This window comes from Natrarchaeobaculum aegyptiacum, assembly GCF_002156705.1.
Taxonomy (GTDB): domain Archaea; phylum Halobacteriota; class Halobacteria; order Halobacteriales; family Natrialbaceae; genus Natrarchaeobaculum; species Natrarchaeobaculum aegyptiacum.
In genome coordinates, this window is the sequence record NZ_CP019893.1 from 3,898,160 (window position 1) to 3,922,135 (window position 23,976).

The 23,976-nt window shown below is 59.0% G+C and carries 23 protein-coding genes and 1 pseudogene; 7 read left to right on the forward strand and 17 right to left on the reverse strand.

Annotation, left to right across the window (positions count from 1 at the left end; translation table 11 throughout):
• Together B1756_RS18780 and B1756_RS18785 are read right to left on the reverse strand one after the other, a co-directional pair.
• Positions 1-252, reverse strand: a complete 252-nt coding sequence (locus B1756_RS18780) for a BolA family protein (RefSeq protein ID WP_086889941.1) — start codon at positions 250-252, stop codon at positions 1-3.
• A 74-nt stretch (positions 253-326) separates the two neighbouring features.
• A complete protein-coding gene (locus tag B1756_RS18785; RefSeq protein WP_086889942.1) occupies positions 327-656 on the reverse strand; it encodes a NifU family protein in 330 nt (109 codons plus the stop codon).
• 162 nt (positions 657-818) lie between these two features.
• Between B1756_RS18785 and B1756_RS18790 the strand changes: the two genes are divergently transcribed.
• Both B1756_RS18790 and cysS read left to right on the forward strand, forming a co-directional pair.
• Complete coding sequence (locus tag B1756_RS18790; RefSeq protein ID WP_086889943.1) at positions 819-1,319, forward strand: DUF7523 family protein; 501 nt, start codon at positions 819-821, stop codon at positions 1,317-1,319.
• A gap of 312 nt (positions 1,320-1,631) precedes the next feature.
• Entirely contained in the window at positions 1,632-3,125 is a 1,494-nt protein-coding gene (gene cysS / locus B1756_RS18795; protein ID WP_086889944.1) for a cysteine--tRNA ligase, read from the forward strand.
• 244 nt (positions 3,126-3,369) lie between these two features.
• Here the strand turns inward: cysS and B1756_RS18800 are convergent, their stop codons facing one another.
• Genes B1756_RS18800 through B1756_RS18815 form a run of 4 tightly spaced genes read right to left on the reverse strand, consistent with a single transcriptional unit; the run spans position 3,370 to position 6,899 of the window.
• Positions 3,370-4,281: an ABC transporter permease gene (locus B1756_RS18800; protein ID WP_086889945.1), complete on the reverse strand. Its 912-nt coding sequence runs from the start codon at positions 4,279-4,281 to the stop codon at positions 3,370-3,372.
• Positions 4,274-5,200 carry an ABC transporter ATP-binding protein gene (locus B1756_RS18805; protein ID WP_086889946.1) on the reverse strand — a complete coding sequence of 309 codons (927 nt, stop codon included), beginning with the start codon at positions 5,198-5,200 and terminating at the stop codon, positions 4,274-4,276. The genes B1756_RS18800 and B1756_RS18805 overlap by 8 nt, the downstream gene beginning before the upstream one ends.
• 2 nt (positions 5,201-5,202) lie before the next feature.
• Positions 5,203-6,042, reverse strand: a complete 840-nt coding sequence (locus tag B1756_RS18810; protein ID WP_086889947.1) for an ABC transporter permease subunit — start codon at positions 6,040-6,042, stop codon at positions 5,203-5,205.
• A gap of 35 nt (positions 6,043-6,077) precedes the next feature.
• Positions 6,078-6,899: a hypothetical protein gene (locus B1756_RS18815; RefSeq protein ID WP_152031342.1), complete on the reverse strand. Its 822-nt coding sequence runs from the start codon at positions 6,897-6,899 to the stop codon at positions 6,078-6,080.
• 516 nt (positions 6,900-7,415) lie between these two features.
• Between B1756_RS18815 and B1756_RS20120 the strand changes: the two genes are divergently transcribed.
• Both B1756_RS20120 and B1756_RS18825 read left to right on the forward strand, forming a co-directional pair.
• Positions 7,416-7,541, forward strand: coding sequence for a hypothetical protein (locus B1756_RS20120; RefSeq protein ID WP_267128215.1), 126 nt, complete (start codon positions 7,416-7,418; stop codon positions 7,539-7,541).
• Between the two features lie 183 nt (positions 7,542-7,724).
• On the forward strand, positions 7,725-8,603 hold the full coding sequence (locus B1756_RS18825; protein WP_152031343.1) for a DUF6517 family protein: 879 nt from the start codon (positions 7,725-7,727) through the stop codon (positions 8,601-8,603).
• Positions 8,604-8,645: 42 nt separating this feature from the next.
• On the opposite strand, the gene B1756_RS18830 is transcribed toward B1756_RS18825, so the two are convergent.
• From B1756_RS18830 to B1756_RS18865, 8 genes are all read right to left on the reverse strand, one after another.
• Positions 8,646-9,671 (reverse strand): presenilin family intramembrane aspartyl protease PSH, encoded by a 1,026-nt coding sequence (locus tag B1756_RS18830; protein ID WP_086889951.1) that lies wholly within the window; start codon positions 9,669-9,671, stop codon positions 8,646-8,648.
• A gap of 329 nt (positions 9,672-10,000) precedes the next feature.
• Positions 10,001-10,765 (reverse strand): DUF7958 family protein, encoded by a 765-nt coding sequence (locus B1756_RS18835; protein ID WP_086889952.1) that lies wholly within the window; start codon positions 10,763-10,765, stop codon positions 10,001-10,003.
• A 4-nt stretch (positions 10,766-10,769) separates the two neighbouring features.
• Positions 10,770-11,210: a DUF7958 family protein gene (locus B1756_RS18840; protein WP_228434415.1), complete on the reverse strand. Its 441-nt coding sequence runs from the start codon at positions 11,208-11,210 to the stop codon at positions 10,770-10,772.
• 189 nt (positions 11,211-11,399) lie between these two features.
• Complete coding sequence (locus B1756_RS18845) at positions 11,400-12,164, reverse strand: DUF7958 family protein (protein WP_006169139.1); 765 nt, start codon at positions 12,162-12,164, stop codon at positions 11,400-11,402.
• 4 nt (positions 12,165-12,168) lie between these two features.
• On the reverse strand, positions 12,169-12,810 hold the full coding sequence (locus B1756_RS18850) for a DUF7958 family protein (RefSeq protein ID WP_086889953.1): 642 nt from the start codon (positions 12,808-12,810) through the stop codon (positions 12,169-12,171).
• A 22-nt stretch (positions 12,811-12,832) separates the two neighbouring features.
• On the reverse strand, positions 12,833-13,585 hold the full coding sequence (locus B1756_RS18855; RefSeq protein ID WP_228434416.1) for a DUF7958 family protein: 753 nt from the start codon (positions 13,583-13,585) through the stop codon (positions 12,833-12,835).
• Positions 13,586-13,589: 4 nt separating this feature from the next.
• A complete protein-coding gene (locus B1756_RS18860; protein WP_086889954.1) occupies positions 13,590-14,279 on the reverse strand; it encodes a DUF7958 family protein in 690 nt (229 codons plus the stop codon).
• A 16-nt stretch (positions 14,280-14,295) separates the two neighbouring features.
• A complete protein-coding gene (locus B1756_RS18865) occupies positions 14,296-16,299 on the reverse strand; it encodes an eCIS core domain-containing protein (protein WP_228434417.1) in 2,004 nt (667 codons plus the stop codon).
• A gap of 483 nt (positions 16,300-16,782) precedes the next feature.
• On the opposite strand from B1756_RS18865, the pseudogene B1756_RS18870 reads away from it, so the two are divergent.
• Positions 16,783-17,370: pseudogene (locus tag B1756_RS18870) on the forward strand (ISNCY family transposase); the annotation flags it as partial.
• Positions 17,371-18,564: 1,194 nt separating this feature from the next.
• Here the strand turns inward: B1756_RS18870 and B1756_RS18875 are convergent.
• The 3 genes from B1756_RS18875 to B1756_RS18885 form a co-directional block, all read right to left on the reverse strand.
• On the reverse strand, positions 18,565-18,804 hold the full coding sequence (locus tag B1756_RS18875; RefSeq protein WP_086889956.1) for an H/ACA ribonucleoprotein complex subunit GAR1: 240 nt from the start codon (positions 18,802-18,804) through the stop codon (positions 18,565-18,567).
• A 1-nt stretch (position 18,805) separates the two neighbouring features.
• Positions 18,806-19,087, reverse strand: coding sequence for a signal recognition particle subunit SRP19 (gene srp19, locus B1756_RS18880; RefSeq protein WP_086889957.1), 282 nt, complete (start codon positions 19,085-19,087; stop codon positions 18,806-18,808).
• Between the two features lie 73 nt (positions 19,088-19,160).
• Positions 19,161-21,140, reverse strand: coding sequence for a PGF-CTERM-anchored ABC transporter substrate-binding protein (locus B1756_RS18885; RefSeq protein WP_228434418.1), 1,980 nt, complete (start codon positions 21,138-21,140; stop codon positions 19,161-19,163).
• A 60-nt stretch (positions 21,141-21,200) separates the two neighbouring features.
• Here B1756_RS18885 and btuC point away from each other — a divergent pair, with 60 nt between their 5' ends.
• Both btuC and B1756_RS18895 read left to right on the forward strand, forming a co-directional pair.
• Complete coding sequence (btuC, locus tag B1756_RS18890) at positions 21,201-22,298, forward strand: vitamin B12 ABC transporter permease BtuC (RefSeq protein ID WP_086889958.1); 1,098 nt, start codon at positions 21,201-21,203, stop codon at positions 22,296-22,298.
• Complete coding sequence (locus B1756_RS18895) at positions 22,295-23,932, forward strand: ATP-binding cassette domain-containing protein (protein ID WP_086889959.1); 1,638 nt, start codon at positions 22,295-22,297, stop codon at positions 23,930-23,932. The genes btuC and B1756_RS18895 overlap by 4 nt, the downstream gene beginning before the upstream one ends.
• Positions 23,933-23,976 lie beyond the last annotated feature (44 nt).

The following is a 23,976-nucleotide window of genomic DNA, read 5'->3' on the forward strand; positions in this document are numbered from 1 at the left end:
CTACTCGAGGTCGTCGTACTCGTCGGGCGTGTACGTCGAAAGCTCGAGGGCGTGGATGTCGGTCGTCATGTGGTCGCCGAGGGCGTCGTAGACCAGCTGGTGTTGCTGGACCAGCGGCAGGCCCTCGAATTCCGGTGAGACGACCGTCGCTGCGAGGTGGTCGTCGTCGTGTTTCCCGCGGGCGCGCGTGACCGTCGCCTCGGCGTCCTCGAGTTCCGATTCGATGAGCGTCGCGACCTCGTCGGGGTTCATATCCCACCGAAAGGAGGCTTGGGCCAAAAGCACCGCGGTATCCGACCCGTCGCGAGTCGGCTCCGGTCTGCCAGTCAAAACGGCACGTCCGGTGGGACGTCGGGTCCCGACCCAGAGCCGGTGTCGGCCAGCCCGTCGAAGCCAGTGGTGACGGTCACGTGGTCGATCTGGTCGATCTCCGCCGGGAGCCGCCGCTGGATCGCCTGCGTCGTCATTGGACTGACACCGCAACCACTGCAGGCCCCGGTGAGGGCGATCGAGACGCGGCGCTCCTCGAGGTCGACCTCGGTGACCGTCGAGTCACCCCCGTGGAGTTCGATCTGGGGGAAGTTCCGCTGGAGGAACAGGCTGACCGCCGAGCGGACGTCGTCCTCGGGATCGGGAGTCGAATCGGAGTCGCTCATACCGGTTCCCAGTCGCTCGAGGAGTATAGCCCTGTCCACAGCGGCGGTCTGGCGTGAAGATTCGATCAGACGGCCCTCACGGCCGCGCTCGATACCGGTGATCGCAAGCGAGCGGCGGGCTTCGGACGGCGACTTTATGCTCGCTCGGAACACGATCCCGGTATGTCACTGGCAGCCGAGACGCGCCGCGCGGTCGAGGTACACCCTTTCCTGCGTCAGGCATTGCGCGCCGGCGTCGTCAACTACACCGCCGCGGCCCGGTTTCTCGAGGTCGACGGCGAGACCGACGCGATCGCGACCGCCCTGCGGCGCTACACCGACGAGTTGCCCGACTACGAGAGTGCGTCCCGTGACGTTCGCGTGCGCATGGAAAGCGGCTACGGTCGACTCGAGGACCCGACTGACGATCACGCGATGGTGACCGTCGGGACGACGGCCTTCGGACCGATCGACGGCGACCTGACGGGGATCGTCGCCACCGGCGAAGTCGACGGCCGCGCGCTCGCGACCGTCCTCGAGCGCCTCTCGATCGACGGGATCGACCCCGAAGCAACGGCAGTCGCCGACGACGCGCTGTTCGTCGTCGTCGACCGACTCGACGGTGCAACCGCTGTCAGAACGATCGAAGGGGCGCTCGAGGGGGTTCCGTCTGCGTCGTCGTAACGGTGGACTGATACAGTTTACTGTAAGTCGTTGCCGACGCAACCGCCCCAGGGTCGCGGTTGCGTCGGTAAACCGTTCCAGTGATCCGTATGACAGCACGATTGGGAACTATAGTAGCCACTGCACGTCAGTGCACACCTGAACGCCAGACTGATCGGCGATCAGTGTGTGAATCGTTGCAGTTGTTACTATAGCGACCTGACTCAAGTTGGGCTCGAGGCCCACTTCCCACCGTTGTCGGAACCGGGCGATTCGCACCTCGAGAGGCGATAGTGGCAGCGTTTAACTACGGGCCGGCGGTAGACACCGGTAATGACCCTATACGTGACGAACACGTTGACGGGGGAAACGGAGCCGTTCGAGCCACAGGATCCCGAGAACGTCTTGCTCTACTACTGTGGCCTGACAGTCTCTGACCCCCCACACCTCGGCCACGCGCGGTCGTGGGTCCACGTCGACGTCATGCACCGCTGGCTCGAGTACCTCGGGTACGACGTCCGTCACGTCGAGAACTTCACCGACGTCAACGAGAAGATCGTCGCCCGCGTAGGCGAAGCCGATCTGGGCGAGGACGAAAGCGAGGTCGCCGAGAGCTACGTCGAGCGCACGCTCGCGGACATGCGGTCGCTCAACCTCCTGCGTGCGGAGGTCTACCCCCGCGTCTCCGAGCACGTCCCGGAGATCATCGACCTGATCGAGACGCTCGTCGAGGAAGGCTACGCCTACGAGTCGAACGGGTCGATTTACTTCGACGTCACCCGCTTCGACGACTACGGCAAACTCTCGAATCAGGAACTCGAGGAGATCGAATCTCAGGGCGACCCCGACGAGCGCTCGGAGAAGCGCCACCCCGCGGACTTCGCGCTCTGGAAGGCCGGCGGCGTCGATCGCGACGCGATCGAGGAACACCGCCACGAGGGTGCAGCACCTGCCCACGAGGCCTGTGAGACCGCCCAGACGTGGGACTCGCCGTGGGGTGAGGGACGTCCGGGCTGGCACATCGAGTGCTCGGCGATGAGTATGACCCACCTCGGGGAGACCCTCGACATCCACGTCGGCGGCCGGGACCTCGTCTTTCCCCACCACGAAAACGAGATCGCCCAGTCCGAGGCCGCGACGGGTCAGGCGTTCGCCCAGTACTGGCTGCACTGTGAACTCTTCCAGATGGACGATGAGAAGATGTCCTCGAGTCTGGGCAACTTCGTCACCGTCGATGAGGCCGTCGACCGGTGGGGGACGAACGTCCTGCGGACGTTCCTCACCGCGGGGTCGTACAACAGCCAGCAACTCTACTCCGACGAGACGATCGCCGAGGCCGAAGAACGGTGGGACCGACTCGAGCGTGCCCACGAGGCGGCCGTCGACGCCGTCGATTCGACCGACGCCCGGACGAAAGTGGTGGACGACGAACTTCGAGAGGCAGTCGAGACCGCGAGCGAGGAATTCGTCGACGCGATGAACGACGACTTCAACACGCGCGAGGCGCAGTCTGCCCTGCTGCAGGTCGCGTCGGCGATCAACGCCCACCTTGACGATCGCGCGGAGTACGACTACCGCGGTCTCCGCGAGGCCGTCGCGACGCTCGAGGAACTGGGTGAGGTTCTCGGGCTGTCGTTCGCGGGCGAGACGACCGGTAGCGCCGAACTCGCGGGCGACGTCGTCGACCTCGTCCTCGAGGTGCGCGAGGCCGAACGGGAGGCAGGCAATTACGAGCGTGCCGACGACCTGCGCGACGAACTCGAGGCTCTCGGCGTCGAGGTACAGGACACCGACGAGGGGCCGACCTACCGGTTGCCCTCGGAGTGACTGCGGTTTCGTAACTCGCAATTTTCGGACAGCGTGGGTATCCGCGCCCGCTCGAGTGCGGTGGGCTGTACTGAAAGAAAGTAATCAAAAATTACAATGTATTCAGTTTGACAGCAGGAAGAGGAGTTGAAACCAGCAAGCAAGACCCAACGTTTCAAAATCGGTTATTTGAGAGGTTCGCTTGCTGGGTACGCCGCTGATATTTTCGCCAGTCTGCGTACGGATGCATGACTTTTTTCGTTCGTCAATTGACGGTGTGATCACGGCGATTGTATCGCCAACTTCCGACAGTCAGTACCATCACCGGAACGAGTACTAGCGTCAGGACTACACCGATGTCGGTGAGGTATAACGGAACGTCAGCAGATGATTCAAGCGTCACGATGTCCGTGCCGTTCAGTTCGTCGAGGTATGGCTCGATGTGGGGTCTGGCAATCAACCGCTCGTGTGCTCCGGAAACGAGAATCTGATATGGCTGAACGAGCAACGCGGAACGGAACGGTCGTGAAGCCACGATATCACCACCAAAATAGATCGCCAGCACCATCGGTCCCAGCGTCAAAAAGAGTGCTCGGAGACGCGTTCGGACGAGCGCGGAGACGCCAACTGCCAGCACGGTCAACAACATCGCATATCCGATCGTCACAGCACTGAAGTGCAGATACGTGGCGAGATCGATAGTATCGAACCGAATCCAGATCGTCGCTCCACCAGCGGAAAGTCCGATCGCAGTGATTATACCGGCGGTCACCGCCCTCGTGCACGCGATCCCAAACACGACCGTCCGACGAGAACACGGCAACGTCTGGAGCGTTCGGCTGTATCCTGACTGCACCTGTCCAGCAATTGCGCCGCTCCCTACCAACGCCGCCAGCACGCTCAAAAAGAGGAGCAACCAGCGTGCAAAAAAATGAACGACCAACGGCGTCGGCTCGGCGTTGAGATCACCGGATAGATCGTAGGCGAGATTCAAGTTGTGATGGACCTGCTGCCCAGGAACGGATGGATACCAGGCACCGAACATACAGAGGCCAGCAAAAAGCACCCCACCGAAGACGAGCGCCCGCGATCGGCGTATACGCAAACAGTCGACGGAAACGACTGTCTTCATCGATCGAAGCTGACGAGTAGCTACCGTGGGTGCGTCCTCACTCATCGCCGTCGGTGTGTGTCTTGAAAATATCTTCGAGGGACGGTTGTTCGACTTCGTACGTATCGATAGTTGCCTGTGACTCTTCAACAGCTGACACCACTGTCGCCGTTGCCGCCTGGGATCGACAGCGAGCGATCAGCGTTCGTCCGTCGATCCGCACGCTGTTGACCGTCTCGAGTGAGTCTGTATTTGTTTGCAACTCGCGAAGCTGCTCCGACGCTGGATCCTCAATCCTGATCTTGACCGTTGTTTCATCTTCGAGCCCGGATTTCAGCGATTCGACACTGTCCTCGACGAGCAAGGACCCGTCGTTGATAATCGCGACGCGATCGGCGACGGCCTCGACTTGATCGAGCAGATGCGAGGAAAAAAAGACCGTTGCGCCGCGGTCGACCTCGGTACGAATGATCTCACGCATCATCACGATACCGTGTGGGTCTAGCCCCGTCGATGGCTCGTCGAGAATCAACAGGTCGGGACCACCGACAAGCGCCATCGCCAGTCCAAGTCGTTTCGTCATCCCTTTCGAGTATTCGCCTGCGAGTTGATCTGCTGCGTCCTCGAGTCCGACGCGAGCGAGGACGGTGGCGGGATCGGTCGAGACCCCCCTCGCGGTCGCTGCCAGTTCGACGTGCTCGCGACCAGTAACGGCTGGATACGGCTTGAACCCATCGAGCAACACACCAATATGCTCTCGAGCGGCGATCGGAGACGCCTGTGTGTCGTAGCCGAACACACGCGCAGTTCCCTCACTCGGGCGGACGAGATCCAGCAGTATATCGATCGTTGTCGATTTGCCCGCCCCGTTCGGTCCGAGGTAGCCGTAAACCGTCCCGCTCGGGACAGAAAGCGAGAGATCGTTTATTGCGGTAACCGATCCGAAGCGTTTTGTCAACTGCTCTGTTTCGATAGCGAGTGTCATGGTTATGATATCGTAATATCTATGTTCCGGTACGAATAGAGCCCGGCGATCGCTGCACAGAACAACCAGGCACAAAGCGATAGCACAGCAGCTTCAGTATAGTGATATATCGAATCCAAACGGTACTGACTCGGCCTTGCCTGAAAGGTCGTTGCCCACTTAATATCGATGCCTGCGACCAGCGCGTAGTAGACTGCTCTGGGAGTGAGCAGTATCACCTCCGGACGCAGGGCCTGGAGTGGGCTATACACGAAGATAATTAGAAATCCGAACAGAAGAGACGACGTGTATGCGCGTCGCCGACTGGTCGCCCGTGCCGAGATGGCCGCCCCAACAACCACCAGTGTGGCCGTGATGGCGAGGAGGACTGCGGTATAGCCAGCGAAATGAACCGGTGAGAAGGGAACTCCCTGACGCCATGTCTCCAGAAGCGCACCCATCATGAGCAGACAGATGATGCCACTCATCATCGCGACTCGAGCAGCCACGAGTCCGACGAAGACCGTCCATCGGCTGTACGGAAGCGACTGTAGCAGCCGCAATGTGCCAGTATCTCGGTGACCCGCAACTGTCGTCGCTCCGAAAAGGAGTGGGGTACAAATGACGAATAACAACAACAATGGATCCCGTGCAAGGGTGAGGATTACCCGGCCCTCATAAAGCGAACGAGCTTGGAAATGGAGCATAGTAATCATAGTGGTCTCTTCAAACGTCGTAATGCGCAACGAGTGGCTTATCCACAACAAGTAACACATAACGAGCACGCACGCACTGGCAACTGTTCGCTTGGCGCGCAGGTGTCGGCGGATCTCGAACAAGAGAATGTATAACATACCCCACATTTCATGCCAAATAAAACTAGAGTCGTAGTATAATATTATCGGTCAGTACCAGCATCACTTCTTAATTCAAGCAGGATATCAGAGGGAACGTAACCACTCGCCTCAGTTTCGATGTCGATCTCCCACTGGCTACTGGTCGTACTCCCGAGGTCGAATGTGTGGGTTGCCGATACAGTGCCGCCAACAGGAAATTCGTCAGTTTCGTATTCGGCTTCAGCTTCGACCGCGTCGCTGTCCCAGTCCAGATCGTCAGAGTTCTCTTCCCACGACGTTTCGTAGATGGGATGAATCGGGTCCGGGCAGTCAACATCATCATCTGCCCACGTTTCGATATCAGCTCCCTCAAAACGTCCGCCAAAGTGGTCCACCTCAACTGGTACGTCAGTTGTTGCTAGGTCACCACATAGAGGTGACGTCGTATCGGCGAACGGTGTCATCGAAGTCGATTGATGAGTTTCTAATTCAGAGGAAACTTCGTCGGATGGCGAGTGGCGTGTCTGCTCCGTCGCAACCGCCTCAAGAGTTCCCGCGTCGAGACCATCGGAGTGCGTCTCCACGAGCTCGGACCCATTACTGGTTTGTAACTCGAGAGTGGCACCTGTTGGCTGTTCCGACGCTCCGAATGACGACATATCGTACTCGTAATGGTGGACAACGCGCGTTTCGTCTGGAGTGACATCAAACTCGATATGCGCCTGCTGGAGACCACTGATATCTGAAACGTCGGCTTCGAGAACCTGGCTCCACTCCTCGTTGGCACTGGCGGTACTAGTGCCAGCAACTACAAACCCAACACTCAATGCAGTCGTTTTCAGTACGCTTCTGCGGGCCAGTCTATCCGTGATGTCTGGAGGCATAAAAATTAACTAATGTGAGAACAGATATAATATTAGAAGACAATTTTCAGGAATAGAATATAGTAATGTATGCTATTAATGGCCATCGGAAATTATCACGATTGGTTTGTAGTGAGTATCCGATTACTGTACGATTCGTTGCCGCAGGTTCGAGTGCGGATTGATATCCGATGTCGCAATCAACGCTAGCGTTAAGAACGAACTGGAATCTCTCGAGTTGTTGCGCGCGGCCGCCGAGCAGTTGGGCAAATAGCCGACGAAAGCGGAGTACGAGGGCCTCGGATTGACGACCACGTTGGCAACGATCATTAGAGCGGTCGGCGAGTGGAACGAGGAGAAGGCACGCTTGGTGCTGACGTCGAACCCAGATGGCCGGCAGGAACCCATTATAGTAACAACTGAAACGGGTTACACACCGATCGCATAGCTGTCGGGCGATCGGGTGTGCACTGACTTTCAGTGGCTACTATAACTGGAACGGAAGCCCCGACGGAATGGTCGGTCGCCATCGCCTCGATGGCGCTTGCTTTCGGGACCCAGCGGTCACTGTTCCTGCGAGAGGAAGACGACGTCGAGGTACAGAGTTCGAGCGCGGTCGCCTCGAGTGACTCCGATTCCGATCCAAAGATCGGTGACGACTGATCGTCGAGTGCTCGCGATCCCCGACTGAACGATCCGTCCCGGTGGGATCGATCGGTAGTACAGGGTGACCACGGCTGTTCGAGGCAGCGAAGCAGGTAATTAGCGCTCTGGAAGGGGGACCGTACCAACTGCTTGCGTATGTAGGCCGAGCCTAGCTAAACGCGTCGCGGTCCAGGTACGGGTATGGACAGGCAGCGACGTGAGGGGCTGGGGCGACGCCGCGCCCTCGCGACGCTCGGTGCGGTGGGAGTCGGGCTGACTGCGGGGTGTCTCGAGAGGGTTACAGAGCGCGTTGGCGAGATGACGTCGTTTGCAGCGTCACCAGCGGTCGTCGATCCAGCCGTCGCCGACGACGCCGATTTCGAGTACCGCGCCACCCAGGCCCGCGTCGAGACGGCGTCGGTCGCAGGACAGACCCTCGAGTTGACGAGTTACCTCAGCCGCTACGTCCGGTCCCGGTCGATCCCGTTCGAGGCCTTCGGTGACGGCGACCTCGAGGTCGCGGCCGTTCTCGTGGCGACGACGCCGAACGTCGGGGTCGCGGGTGAGACGGTCAATCCCGTCGCGGAGATGGGGCACTCGGACGTCGCGGGGATGCTCGACGACCGGTTCGACGTGATCAGCGGCGACCTCGAGTTCGATCCGGACGTCGACCTCGACGTCGACGAGGACGCTGGCCCGCAGGACGAGCGGTCGGTATCCGTTTCTGCATTCGATGGTGAAATCGAGTTCGCGACGTTCGACGGCGTCGCCACCGTCGAGGACGTCGGTGAGGTCGACGTAAACGTAGACGTGAGTCGGCCCGACGCCGGTGGGGATCACGTCGTCGTGGCCGGTGTCTATCCCGCGGAGGGGCTGGTGGAGGCCGTGTTCGGGGACGAGACGGACCTGGGCATGGGTGGCCTGCTCGGAGGTGACGAGGGTGGCGACGCACTCGCGGGAGAGGAGACGGACGCCTCGAGCATCGACGAAATGACCGGGGCCATCAACCACGGTGACGACGTTGCAATCGACCTCGAGGAGAAATCGGAGGAGGGCGGAGGACTGTGGGGTGGCGGGTGATCGTAGTCGAATCCGGATGTCGAACGTCGAGTAGAGACCGACTTACAGGCCGAGGGCGGTGAGAATCGAGACGCCGCTGGCGAGTGCGCCAAGCAGGTAGCCGCCGATCGCACCGCCGTTGAGCAGCGGGAGTCCCGCGTGTGCGCGCCCCTTCAGGACCATGTACATGAGCACGAGGAGGCCGGCGATGGTCCCGACGATAGCACCGAGTGCGGGAAGGTTGACGACCAGTCCGGGGACGTCGAGCGGCTCGACCTCGAGGAAGAAGGCCGCGCTCACGACGAGGATCGTCGGGATGACGGCGTCGCCGAGGCCGATGTAGAGGGCGTCGCGCTCGAGGAGGTCCTCCTCGTCCGTTTCGTCGCCAGTAGCTGGTTCGGTGTTTCCGTCGTCGCCGTCGTGGTGGCCAGTCTCGGAATCCTGATCAGCCGAGTCCTCGTCCCCCACGGCCTCCTCACCGCCGAGCGCGAGGTAGGAGTACGACAGCGAGGTGGGGACGATGAGGATCACGGGGATCTTGAGGTCCATGACCCCCTCGGCGAGGTCGAGCATGTGTTCGGTGCCGTAGACGCTGACGGCGTCGTAGACCGCGAGTACCGAGAGGAGGAGGATCGCCGGCAAGAGCCCGAAGCTGATCCCGAAGAGTGCCGCCGCGCCCGCCCCCATCACGATCCCCGTGAGGTCGATGACGTACCACTCGGGGTAGACCAGCAGGGCGATTCCGACGACGAGGGCAGCGAGCCAGGCGAGGACGTTCACCGGTCCGACGGTGACCGCCGACGGGACGAACTCCGTGAAGACGAACCCGGCGAGCATGACGCTCACGGCGACGATCGTCGCCCGGATGAGCCACTCGAGGTCGTACCTGAACGTCGCGAGCATGAAGCCCGTCGCGACGAGGATGATCCCGAAGTAAAGGATGCTGTTGGTCGGATTCTGGGGGTCGTCGACGGCCTGACGGTCGGACTCGTAGAACGGCTCGATCAGCGCCAGTGCGCCGAGCTGGACGGCGAGAAAGAGCGCGACAGTCACGCCCACCGCAGCGAGGACCCGAAACCGATGGTTCATAGCCCGCGGTTTGGCCCCCCACGCTATGGGTGTTTTCCTCTCGACTCGCCGCTAGTTGTACGGTAGGCTGAACCGTCATCTACTGTCGGTTCTCAGTCGACAACTCCCAGTTCGTCGTCTGTCATCGACAGACGGGTTCCGAAGATGAGTTATAATGCATAGGTTGAACGGTGACTACTCACCAGTTTGACGACTATTTCGCAGCTCGACGAGTCAGTGAATTACGCTATTCTATCAGACATTCGGAAATTTTGAAGACATCGATGGCCTCGTCGAGAACGACCCAGTTGAAGATGTGCTGAGGAGAGTGTCGTGCGTCTCGACTCGCGTTAGTACTCGTCACGATCGAAGTTCCCTTTTGGTTTGCCGTATCCTTCGATGTCGTACTGTTTGGGCGGTGTTTCACCCATGTTCCGGTAAATATCCCTGATCTGGTAGATAAGGTTGTTGATCAGGAAGCCCCGGAAGTCCTCGGGGTAGACGAAGTCCTCGGGCACTTCTACGAACGGAGGCACCATCGGGGTGATCTGTGTGGTTCCCTCCGAACAGCTCGCTGGCGTCCCAGTCGTGTACGTCTCCTCGATGTCCTCCTTCGAATAGTAGATGTACATGTCCGGTAGGACTTCGACAACTTCGTTCTCGTCGTTGATACAGAACCCCTTCATGATCAGGGCGATCCGAGGTTCCCCCTCGAATTCGACTCTGCCTTCGGTTAGCCCGTACTCCTGTTTGGTTCGTTCTGGATCAATCAGCGCGTGGTAGTACTCTCGGAAGGCCTCGTCGAACTGGTTGAGCGGCATCTTCTCGAGGGCGTCGATCCCGCGTCGCAACTGTCGTGGGTCCCAGTCAGAGAGTAGTATATCGTAATTGGTGTTTATATGTGCTTCAAAACGAGCTCGAGCAAAAACTTGGTTCATAAGATGTTCTTGATCCTCAGTACGCTCCTCAGAGCTGTGTGGGTAGGCATTTTGTCCATGATAGTCGCTTGCCTCATCGTTATCAACTGGTATCTCGATAATGTGCTGATTCCCACGTGGATGTATAACCTCGACTCCAATGACACCATCTTCAATCCCAATTATTTTTGCTTTCATAAGTTTATTTGGTTGAACGTTCAAAAGACTCGATTTTGGTATCGTGAATGCCCACTCCGTCGATCTGATATTCTCTGGGTGGCTGACTGGCTTGCATATAGTAGAGGTCTCGAATCTGACATTTAAGCTGGTGAACGATAAGATCTCGGAAGGCATGATCACAGGCAAATGGGCGTGTGAGTGGTGAGATCGTCACGTACACGTCGGGTTCACGCTCGAGGCTAACCGGGGTGTGAACAAGGTCCTGATCCTCGAAATAGAACGTCACGGGATCGGACTGGTCAATCAGTTCCTCGTTCGTATCATCCAGATGGAGGTACAAGGCGGTGAACTCCACCTTGTGTACTGGAGGATCTCGAATTGCTTCGAGAAAGTCCATGAAGTGCTCCATGATGGCTGATTGGTCCAGGCTCTCGAGGACATCGATGGCTTCTTCGAGAACCACCCAGTCGAAGATGGGGCTGAGGAGTTCTGCATCAGTTTCGTGATGCCCGACATTGCGTGCGCGAAACCGAACGCGCTCGAGTATGTTCGCAGGTTGGGAATCGGTCTGATCCTCCGCTGTAAACCGGTCTCGAACGTGACCGATGAACCGTCCCAGTCGAACAGCGGGTGATGGGGATAGACACAGAACTCAGAACTCATCTGGGTCGAAATTGCCGGCAGGCTTTCCAAATCCTTCGAGATCAACGTTTGCAGGCGGTTCCTCACCCATATTTCGGTAGATATCGCGGATTTGGCAGACTAAATTATTGATTACCGAGGCGCGAAAGTCCTCTGGATAGTTGAAGTCATCAGAGATGCTTACGAACGGTGGCAGCATCACTGTAAGTTGTGTCGTCTCATCCGAACAGCTAGCCGACGTCCCCGCGGTGTACGTCTGTTCGGTTTGGTCATTCGTGTAGTAAATATACATATCTGGTAATACGTTCACGACTTCGTTCTGCTCGTCGATACAGAACCCTTTCATAATCAATACGATCTGGGGTTTGCCGGGAAACTCAACCGATCCTTCGGTAATCCCGTACTCTTCTCTGGTCTTTTCAGGATTGATTAGCGCGTGATAATACTCGCGGAAGTTGTCACCAAACACTTTGAGAGACATGTTTTCGAGGGCCTCAATACCACGATGTAGTTGTCTTGGATCCCAATCCGGCAACAGAATATCGTGTTCTGTGGCTATATGAGCCTCATATCTGGCTCGTGCCCGGACCTGATACATAATCTGATTTTGTTCAGCAGTTCTTTCTGTTGGATCGTTCGGGTATGATTCCTGAGCATGGAGGTCTTCAGTATCCTCGTTTTCAACATCAATCTCAACGAGGTGGATATTTCCACGCGGGTCGATGACTTGGACGCCAATGATATCGTCTTCGGTTCCGATGATTTTTGCTTTCATAGGTCTATTTCGCTTGTTCGTCGAAAGGGACAATTCCAGGTTCGTCGAGTCCTCGTCCTTCAATTCGATATCGTTCGGGAGGCTGGCAACCTTGCTTGTAGTAGAGGTCTCTTACCTGACACTCGAGATGACGAACGATAAGATCGCGAAACTGTTTATCACAGGCGAAACAGTGTTCGAGAGGCGGAATAGTAATGTGGACATCCGGCTCTTTCCGGAGAGTTACATCAGTATTGACGAGTTCTCCGTTTTCCTGATAGAACGTAATCGGATCAGACTGGCCAACAAGTTCGTCTCTGGAATCGTTTAAGGAGAGGAACAGTGCAGTGAACGCAACGACTTCTCTGTCAACGGGCGGTGAACGAATTGTATTGAAGAACGGCTCAAAGTGGTCCATTATCTGGCGAATATCGAGAGCTTCGAGGACAGTAATGGCATCCTCGATAACATCTATATTGACGATCGACCCAAGGCAGTGAGCATCCGTCTCGCGGTGAGCTTCGTACCGTGCACGAAATTGGACGCGCTTGAGAATTCGACTCGGTTCGGGATCAGTCTGCGTTTCCTCTGTATATCGTTCGTGGACGTGCCCAATGAGGTTCCCATCCCAATCGAACAACACGTGATGCGTGTGCGCTTCATTCATTCGATGAATACTACAATTAGTGTCATCGATCAAAGTTTCCGTGGGGTTTCCCGAAGCCATCGATATCGTACTGCTTCGGCGGACGCTCACCCATATTACGATAAATATCTCTAATTTGGCAGATGAGATTATTGATCATCAGGCCTCTGAAGTCCTCTGGATAGATGAAGTCTTCTGGTGCGTCTTTGAATGGTGGAAGCATCGACGGGATTTCAGTAGTACTACTGGGACAGTCGGGATCCGGACCAGCCGTATAATTTTTGTCGGCCTGTTCGCTCGAGTAGAAGACGAACAGGGGTAAATCGCTCACAATCTCGTTTTGATCGGTGATACAGAAGCTCTTGATTACGAGTGCGATCCGGGGGTCTCCCTCGACTTCGGCAGTGTCTGGACCGATATCATACTCGTCTTTGAGGCGCGTCGGATCGTGCAACGCCATGTAATACTCGTAGAAGAGGTCGTCGAATTCGTCGTCTGAAATGCGCTCGAGAGCGTCGATGCCCCGGCGTAACTTAGTCGGGTCCCACCCCGAACGGAGGATATCGTACTCCGTTTGTGTATGGGCCTCAAACCGAGCGCGAGCGAAGACCTGATTCATTAAACGCTCTTCTTCATTGTCCCGTTCTCCGGAGCTGTGTGGGTAAGTGTCCTGGCCGTGAAAGTCATCCGCATCTTCGTTATCCACAGCTAATTCGATGAGATGAGAATTACCACGTGGATCGATAACCTCCACACCAATAACACCTTCTTTAATTCCGATTACGTTTGCTTGCATGGTTCTATTGTGCTTGATGTTCGAATGGGACGAGTTCAGTATCGTGAAGACCGATCCCATTGACTTGGTACTGTTCCGGTGGCTGCCCACCCTGCCTGTAGTAGAGATCTCGAATCTGGCATTTGAGCTGATGGACGATGAGATCTCGAAAGGTGTGATCGCAGGCGAAGGGTCTTTTGAGCGGTGAAATCGTCACGTACACATCTGGCTCACGTTCGAGGTTAACTGGTGTGTGAACGAGGTCCTGATCGTCGAAATAAAACGTCACGGGATCGGACTGATCTATCAGTTCTTCGTTCGCATCATCCAGATGGAGGTACAAGGCGGTGAACTCCACGTCATCAACGGGGGGATCTCGAATTGCTTCGAGAAAGTCCATGAAGTGTTCCATAGTCGATAATTGGTCCAAACCCTGGAGGACATCGATGGCGTTTTCAAGAACGACCCAGTCGAAGATGGGGCTGAGGAGTTTCGCGTCAGTCTCGTGATGTCCGACGTTACGTGCGCGAAACCGAACGCGATTGAGTATTTTCGCAGGTTGGAGATCAGTCTGGACCTCTTCTGTAAATCGGTCTTGAACATGACCAATGAGTTCACCGTCCCAGTCGAACAGCAGGTGATGGGTATAGTCGCGGTGATCGATCACCTGGATAGCTACTCCTGGGCTATCCAGCCCCATAACGTCGGCTTCCATTCGGGACGGTGGTGCATTACCCATGATAATATTCCTCCAACAGGTCCTCCTCATCTAATACGTGTAAGAGTGCATGGACCAGTTCGTCGTACTCTTGCGAGGAGTCAAGGCCGGCAGCTCGCTCTCTGCGAATCCCTTTGACGCGTTTGGCTCGGTGTTCGAGGGCGTCACCAACTGCTGTGAGTTTCCCTCTCGATCCAGACACTTCCAGACCGAATTTTGTCAAAACAGTAGCAACACCTTTCACGCCTCCTTTAGTCAAGCCCGAATTCACAGTTGCGGGAAAATCGACGGAATTCGATTTGATTGCGTCTACACCGGCTTTGCTTCCAGTTGTTACCGTCCCCGTCACGCCCGCACTGGACGCACCCGTTTTAGCGTAGTCTGTCACACTAATCTCATCGATCGTGTCCGGATCAACCGACGCCATCGTGCCGACTAATACACGTGACGTAAGGCCTGACTGTTGTAACGTTTTGAGGTACTCTTCTCGTTTATCTTGGCTTAACTTCACCCACTGATTGCTATCGATTCTGCTGAGATCCTCTAAATTGGACTTGATTTGACCTGGATCAATTAGAGAGTTGTGAGACTCGGACTCATTATTTTCTTCTAAATTCGTTTGAGAATTAAAGTAATTTGAGTCATTGAGTTGGCCTTCGTTCGGACTGGCCGATGCTTCTTCAGTCGCCTGCTCAGCCCTATCTTCATCCCCTTCAGTCACCTCTGCGACTAAATCACGTAGGAGCTCTACCTTCCCATATTCATCATAGTCCTTCGGCAGGCGCTTGTCCACCTGGTACTCCACTTGCGCTCGGATCGGTCCGGAGAACACACCGGCTGCCGTCGAAACGAATGGTTGGCCCGTCGAAATGTCTACTATCGCCCCGGCAGTCGCGTTCTCCATCGAGGCGGCCAAGTACTCACCACCGGAGAGGCCCTGCCAGTGACGCTCGATCGCTTCACCGAACTGGGCGGCAATCTCATCGGACTCGTTCATGAACAGCGCCAGTGTTCGCTGCTCGCGCTCGCTGAGGTTCTCGATTCCCTCGCGGTCATTGAACAGGAGTGAGTTCTGGATCTCTTCCCAGGTCCAGTGGGCCGACCCTTCACCGCCGTATCGTTCGTTGTTCCGGACCGCTTCCCTCGTCAGCTCAGGAAACGTCGCGTTGTCGAACGTTCGCTCGTAGGCCCGCGTAAACGCTGGATGGCCGTTTTCATACCCCTCACGCAGCGCCTCCGGCAGCTTTTCGAGGACCTCCTCCGGCAGGCCGTCCTCGAACTCCTCGGGCAGGTCCTCCTCGAGTTCGTCGTCGAGGACCTCGAGGAGTTCGTGTTTGTGCATCCGCTGGACGGACAGGGCTGCTTGGCTCGGCGTGAGCGACCCCACGCCAGCATCCGATCGGAGCGCCTCACTGGCAAACTCGTCCGCCTCACGCTCGTACGCACTCGAGGAATCTCGCACCTCGAGTTGGTTGTCGGCTGGCAACCGAGTGACGCGCCCGTCTGTCTGCTGGCGAGTATGCACCAGTTCGTGGGCAAGCAGGTACTTGCCTGTGGCGCTGTCCGGATCGAACTCGCCGTGATTGAACACGACGTGCGAGCCCACGGTGAACGCGCGGGCGTCGACCGACTCGCAGGCTCTCGCCGCTTCCGGGCCGGTATGAATCGTGACGTCGTCGAAACGATCACCCAGACGCTCGGCCAAGTCCGACTGGACCGCCGCATCCAGCGACTGCCCAGGTGTGGAGAGAACTCGGCGAACAGGGTCGGGAACGGCTGTTTCTCCAGACCGGTCATCATCCAGGTGAGTGTATCTGTTTCGGTGTTTCGACAGCTCGTTCTGCCGTTCGATATCAGTCGGAACTGCGTCAGGAGACTGCGCTTGCCGCGTTCGGAACGCAGCCATCTTCTCAGAATCACCCATTATCTCGACTGGCATCCCTTCGTCGGCCCACTGTTCGACTGTCTCACGACCTTCGGTGTTTACTACCTGCTCGAGCGTTCGCCTGAGAGACACTGTGGGTACCGAGTGGCCGAGTACCGCTTCGCAGTCGTCCGCTGAGAGCCAGATTCGATCGGCGTGTTCGCTATTGGTCTCAGCAGCAGACCGGCTACGCCGAGCAGCAGATGACTGTGAGTCGGTTGTAGTGCGGGTGGCGTTGCGGTTGGATCGACGAGCCGTTGTCGACGGCTTCGACGATGAAGACGCTGATGAGCGAGATGATGAATTTCCTGAATCAGAGTTGGATTTCCGAGGGCGGCGAAATCCCATCTATTACAGACACATGCAGAGAGGAATTATGTAGCTTACCATTGGCAAGCAGATGGGATTTATACGGTTTACTGTAACGATTTACCGGCGCACCCGCCGACCGGGTCGTGGGTGCGCCGGAAATGACTTCCAGTAAACCGTATGAGTGGTTCCCGACCCCGTCATCAATATTTCAGCTCGGTACAAGAAAAAGGAGCAGGGTTGCTGGTATATTCTGGGGATTATACACGAAGCGATGATGGACCGACGCGGAAGGCGGTCTCCCTCCCGAGGCGCGAGTGGGAACGCGAAGATGAGGCCGATGACGGCACGGACGTGACGATTCGCCAGGAACTCATCGAGGACTTCGAGGACATCGGCGATACAACACCGCTCTCGGCGGATCGTGACGCCGACTCGCCGTTGAGCAATCTTCTCGATGAAGTAGCGGACGAGGAGGAGATCGACGAGCCGGCACGAGTCGAAGCGCCGACGGTACCCTTCGAAACGAACCTGCCGTGGGTAGACGTCGATCCCGCTGACGAACGGGAGATGAAGCACCAGATCGGGCGGGTACTGGTCCGGTATGAGCGCCGCTGGGATATCGAAAACGGGTTCAAGAAGCTGAAGACGTTCCTCGCAGAGACACAGTCGCACGACCACCGGTTCCGGTACGTCAATTTCGCGTTCGCCTGTGTCCTATACAACTGCTGGCGGCTGGTGGATATCCTCGTCCAACTCGAACTGGACGGCGAAGTGGGGGACGGGCCGGCGCTCACGGCGAACTCGTTCCTGACGTTCGCCAAGAAGAATTACGGCCTCGACCCACCCGACTAACCCACTCGTTTCCTCTGGGCTCTCCTCGCTCGGGAGCGCCAGCGCTGTCCTGAGTGCGCTTTCTCCGGTCGTTTCCTTGCAGCTATCCGAGAGGTTTCATAGACGTACGTTCTCAACGGCTCTCGGAGAGTTATTTCAGCCTGTTTAGTTGTGAAACCTGTGAATCATAGAGGCATCTTCGCAACATCAGATCGACATCGAAGGTATATCGACATACGATATATCGGTTGTCGCTACTGTCACTGTTTGACCCCGGCTAGTCATCTATTAAGCCCGATTTCGTCAATTTTCCTATCATTCTGAGGAAACAACGGAGAACGAGAACACCACGAAGGCCCGCAGCATGCTCGCTGTCACACAGGTGGATATTCTCGCATCGCTCGAATAGAGCCACCTGTGCACCCGCAACCGCACTCAAGGGTCGCTACGCTCCCCGTTCGTCTCCCGTGGTTCTCGCGTCGCTTCGAACCGCGCATACTTCGCCATTTCAATCCGCCAGGACCGCTGACGGCCTGCCCTTCCCCGTTGAGCGAACCCGACGGGTTCGCGATGCCCAGAAGAGCGTGCTCTTCCGCCAGGTCACACACCGCCGCGCGGGTTACGCGGCGGCGCGCTCCCGGCCGCCTTGCGCGCTGGCTGCGAGGTCCGACCGACGGGAGCACCTCGAGGCGCGAACGGGGAGGGACGACCCGTGAGCAGAGCCGTCCGAGCACTGCGAGGACGGTTCGTCGACCCGCGAGGTCTTCGCGAGCACCGCGAGCGAACGGCTCGGAAGACGCTCGCGTCTTCCGGTGGACGAGCGAACGGAGTGAGCGAGTCGGTTGGGGAGTGCGAGGCACGAACGGAGTGAGTGCCTCGAGGATGCGAACGGGGAACGAAGAGACCCGTGAGTGGTGAGGCCGGGTGGGACTGAAAGGGGCCGGCCCGCTGGAGGAAGACGGGCGACGCAAGGACCGCAGTGAGCAGCGCGAACGAGGACCGCAGCGAGCCCCTCGACTCGAGCGTGCCGGGGGCTTTCGAAGTGTTCCCAATCGAACCGACATCCAATCACTGAAAGCCAATACCTCAATATCTGAACTGAACTCGATAGCAGTGATTGACTACGAGCCAGGTTTTGCAATTAGTTGGGAACAGCCCTCGAGTGCGGGCAAAGAGTCGAGAATCGAGCGTCCAGTCCACGCGAGTCGGAGTCAGCTAGCGGGCGTAGAGCGTCGCGCCGACGAGCGATGGGAGGTGGACGTCCTCGGGCGTCACTGCCAGATAGGGCTGGTCGACGGGCCCGAAGACGTCGACGACGCGGCCGACCTCCTCGAGCGAGTCGTCGAGCACCATCGTGCCGATTTCGTGTCGATACTGGTCGCCGTCACTCGAGGGATCCGCCCGGAGGATCGCGAGTCCCTGTGCGGTCCGGACGACGGAGCCAACGCGGCGCATCTCACTCGCGCATCGCGACGACGTACGCCGCGACGGCCTGAACGAGGTCGTTCTTCGTGGAGTCGTCGGCACCGCGGACGACGACGCGTCCCCGGTCGGTCCAGGGCTCTCTCGAGTAGGCTTTGTCGCGTTCGACAGTGGCGTCGTAGCCGATCTGCTGGACGGCTTTCGCGATCTCTTCGACGGAGGGATCGGAGACGGCGAGGTCCTGTGGGACGCGTCGCCCCTCCGAACGCGAGCGATCGGCATCGAGGTAGGCGGGCCAGATGACGTTCTCGACCATAGGGGGACCTGCGGAGGCCTGCGAGTAAACGCTTTTCAAAATCCGACAGGATCGAGCGGTGATCGATGGCCGGTTAGCTCGAGCGGCGGCTACCGGCAATCAGGGCGAACGCAATCAGCGCGAGCAGTGCTCCCTGCATACCGACTGCTGGAACTGCGTCGTCACCGGTGAAGATCGGTTCGGGGTCGTCGTCTCCTATCTCGTCTGCATCGGTACCTGCTCCGTCGTCTGTCTGGGTATCGTCGTCCGCTGCGTCGTCGTCCGACTCGGCATCGTCGTCCGCGGCGTCGTCTTCCTCGGTGTCATCCTCGTCGGTCTCGTCGTCGTCCACTCCGTCGTCGTCCACTTCGTCGTCTGCCTCGTCATCGTCGTCATCCGCACTGGTCGTTGAGGAGCTGCCAGAGGAGGAACTGCCACTGGAGGACGAACTCCCGCTACTGCTGCTCGATCCGGAACTCGTTTCCTCGTCGCTCGATTGGTGGATCGTTTCCACGAGGTTTTCGACCACGTAGATAACGTCCGGTGCCGGCTGGCTCATCGCGTTGTCGTCGACGGCAACGATGTTGTCATCCTCAACGGCGGACGTCCCTCCGAACGAATCACGAATATCGGATTCATCGATAAAGTCGGAATCAGGGTACACGATCCAGTCGGGGTCCTCTGCGACCACGACCTCAGGACTGATCTCACCCCATCCCTCCACATCAGCGTTCGCGGCAAGGTTCTCGAGACCCGCGGCCTCGAGCACGTCGTGCTGGAAGGTACCAGTGCCGAAGGTCGCTCCTTCGGCGTCACTGGCGTAGTACGCCAGCGGTTCGTCCACGTCAGCCACATCGTCGTCGATATCGGAGAGACGGTCATCCATCCTATCGAGGGTCTCCTGGCCACCGGTACACTCACCCGAGAGTTCACCAGTGATCACGACGTTCTCTTCGACGTCGTCGATCGAGTTCGCAGTGTCAAGCACGTAGACAGGAATGTCTGCATCCTCGAGCGTCTCGAGGAGGTCCTCCTCAGAAAGCGCGATGTTACCCGCGAGTACAAGATCCGGCTCCAGATCGATGACCGTCTCGACGTCCACCGTCACGCCGTCGTCGCCACTGATGTCCGTCTGATCGTCGACCTCCAGGGAGTCAGTGTACTGCCCGATCGGCATCCCCACGACCCGATCTTCGATTCCGATCTGGAACGCCAGCTGGGCGTCACCGGGGTACAGCGTTACGATATCCGTCGGCTCTTCCTCGAGTGAGACTGTCTCACCGCGGGCGTCCGTTCGCTCGAGCGGGAATTCACACTCGAGATCAGTTGCGGCGTCCGACCCGTCCGAATCATCCGATCCATCATCGTCTGACCCGTCCGAATCATCCGATCCATCATCGTCTGACCCGTCCGAATCATCCGATCCATCATCGTCCGACCCGTCCGAATCATCCGATCCATCATCGTCCGACCCGTCCGAATCATCCGATCCATCATCGTCCGACCCGTCCGAATCATCCGATCCATCATCGTCCGACCCGTCCGAATCATCCGATCCATCATCGTCCGACCCGTCCGAATCATCCGATCCATCATCGTCCGACCCGTCCGAATCATCCGATCCATCATCGTCCGACCCGTCCGAATCATCCGATCCATCATCGTCCGACCCGTCCGAATCATCCGATCCATCATCGTCCGACCCGTCCGAATCATCCGATCCATCATCGTCCGACCCGTCCGAATCATCCGATCCATCATCGTCCGACCCGTCCGAATCATCCGATCCATCATCGTCCGACCCGTCCGAATCATCCGATCCATCATCGTCCGACCCGTCCGAATCATCCGATCCATCATCGTCCGACCCGTCCGAATCATCCGATCCATCATCGTCCGACCCGTCCGAATCATCCGACCCGTCAGCCATCGAATCGTCGTCCGCCTCGAGTGTAATCTGTTGACCTCCATCCGCCATCACACCGCCGACGGCTGCCGGTGCGAAGAGCGAACAGATGAGTATCGCCCCCATCACAACTGTGAGCGCCTGTCTCACATCGAACGTGCGTTCCATCGAATGAACGCTGGCTACACTGCAACAAATATTTGACTAACCCAATCCAGATTGAGAGGTATGCACTCGCCGGTCAGGACAGTCGGGTGGACACTCGGGCTGGTGGCGCTGCTCGTCGTCGTCGTCATCGGGAGCGCCGCACTCGGTCCAGTCCGGATCGATCCCGTTACCGTCGCGCTGGCGAGTCTGAACGCTATCTCGGTCCCGACCGGAATCGTCCTCGAGGGAACGATCACGATTCCGCGTGTCGACGTCTCGATCCCCCGTCCGGGGCTCGAGTTCCGTCCACTGTTCGGGTTCGACGTTCCCGGGACCAGCCAGACGATCGTCGAAAACATTCGGTTACCCCGAATCGTTCTCGCGGCAGTCGTCGGATGTGCACTTGCAGCCGCCGGCACCGTGATGCAGGGGTTCTTCCGCAACCCACTCGCCGACCCGTCGATCATCGGCGTCTCGACGGGCGCTGCCGCGGGCGCGGTCGCGGCGATCGCCTTCCCCGCCCTGATTCCAGTCGGCCTCCACGTCGCGGCATTCGGGGGCGCACTCGCGACCGCGTTTCTCGTCTACGCGATCGCGACCGAGGGCGGCCGGACGCCAGTCGCGACTCTCCTGCTCGCCGGCGTCGCCGTCCAGGCATTTCTCGGCGCGCTGATCTCCTACATGCTCGTCCACAGCGGTGACAGTCTCCGGGAGGCCGTCCTCTGGATGATGGGCCGACTGAGCTACAGCAACTGGGGTGACGTCCAGTTCGCCCTGCCTGTTACCGTCGTCGGTGTTGGCGTTCTCCTCGCGTTCTCCCGGGAATTGAACGTCCTCTTACTCGGTGAGGAAGACGCCCACCACCTCGGCGTCGACGTCGAGCGAACCAAACTCCTGTTGCTCGCGCTCGCGAGCGTCGTCACCGCAGCTGGCGTCGCCGTCGCCGGCGTCATCGGCTTCGTCGGCCTCGTCGTTCCGCACATCATGCGACTGATCGTCGGTCCCGACCACCGGATCCTCCTGCCGACGAGCGCCGTCGCTGGCGCTGTCTTCCTCGTCGCGACGGACACCGTCGCCCGCGTCGGCGTGGTCGAAATCCCGGTCGGGATCGTCACCGCCGCCCTCGGGGCCCCCTTCTTCCTCTTCTTGCTGGTCAGACGGGAGGTACACGCACTATGAGCGATACAGACCCAGCACCCACCATCGCCATCGAAAGCCTCGCTCGCTCGTTCGGCGACCACGACGTCCTCGAGGACGTCTCCCTGACCGTCGAACCGGGCGAACTCGTCGGCCTCGTCGGCCCGAACGGCGCTGGCAAGACAACGCTCCTCCGGGCTGCAAGCGGCGCACTCGAGCCCGACACCGGGCGCGTCGAGGTCGACGGCGTGGACCTCCACGCCGCGTCCTCCAAGACCGCCAGCCGACTCGTCGCGGTCGTCCCGCAGGACACCGCCCTGTCGTTTTCGTTCCCCGTCAGGGACGTCGTCGCGATGGGACGGTACCCCCACCGGTCGCGATTCTCGCCCGCCACCGACGACGACCGACGGGCCGTCGACCGGGCCCTCGAGCGGACACGGACGGTCGACCTCGCCGATCGAACCATCGACGAGATCAGCGGCGGCCAGCGCCAGCGGGTCATCGTCGCGCGCGCGATCGCTCAGGAGACTCCCGCACTCCTGCTCGACGAACCCACCGCCAGCCTCGACGTCAATCACCAGCTCGAGACGCTCGAGCTCGTCCGGGAGGTCGTCGACGATGGGACGGCCGCGATGGCGGCGATTCACGACCTCTCGCTGGCCGCCCGATACTGCGATCGGCTGGCGTTGCTCGCCGGTGGAACGATCCGTCAGGTGGGCCCGCCAGGGGAGGTCCTGACCGCCGACGCCGTCGGCGACGCTTTCGACGCGAGCGCGGTCGTCGCGACCGATCCGGTGTCGGGGGCGACGTCGATCACGGCGTTGCCGAACCGAAGATCGGCCGCAGAGGCCGATTCGGACTCGAGAGCCGGTAAGCGGGCGACTGTCCACGAGGAAACGAGTACGGACGATCACGACCAGGTCCACGTCCTCGGGGCCGGTCCGATCGCCTCGAGCGCGGTCGCCCGGCTCACACTCGCCGGCGTTCGCCCCTCGATCGGCCCGCTTCCCGCTGGAGACGCCATCACAGAGACCGCAGCGCAGTTCGACCTCGAGACGTTCGAAACCGGACCGTTCAGCGCACCGTCAGCGTCGATCACGGATGACGTGATCGCTGCAATCGGCCGGGCCGACGCGGTCGTCGTCGCCGACCCGATCCTCGGGGACGACGGGGCGTTCGACCGCATTCTGGAGGCGGTGCTGGACGCCGACATCGTCGTCGGCGTCAGCGACGGACCGGACGCTTCAGGGACGTCGGGACGAGTCCACACCGCTCGCGGCGTCGTCGATCCTGAACGTGTCCCTGCACACTCACTCGAGTCGCTCGCAAAGCGCCTCCAGACGGCGCGGGTTGTCGACCTCGAGTCGATCGTGGACGTGGTCGAGTACGAACTCGAGCACGGAGGCGATCGTGAACGCGAGGATACAGTCGATCACGGACTCACGGACCCCGGTCGAGTGCGCGACGAACGAACCGAGACGATCGAAGACGCGTCGGCCGAATCGTCGTCATCGACCACAGGCACAGCACGATCGGCTGGGACGCGTCGTGACTCGAGTGCGTCGATGACGTCGCGAGAGCGCGAGTCGGCGGTCGATGCGGAGACCGACGGTGGCGTCACGTCGCCGGATCGATCGGACGACGCGAGTGGCCGGTCGAGCGATGAAGGCGACTGATCGCCGTCGGATCGATCGGACGACGCGAGTGACCGATCGACGAG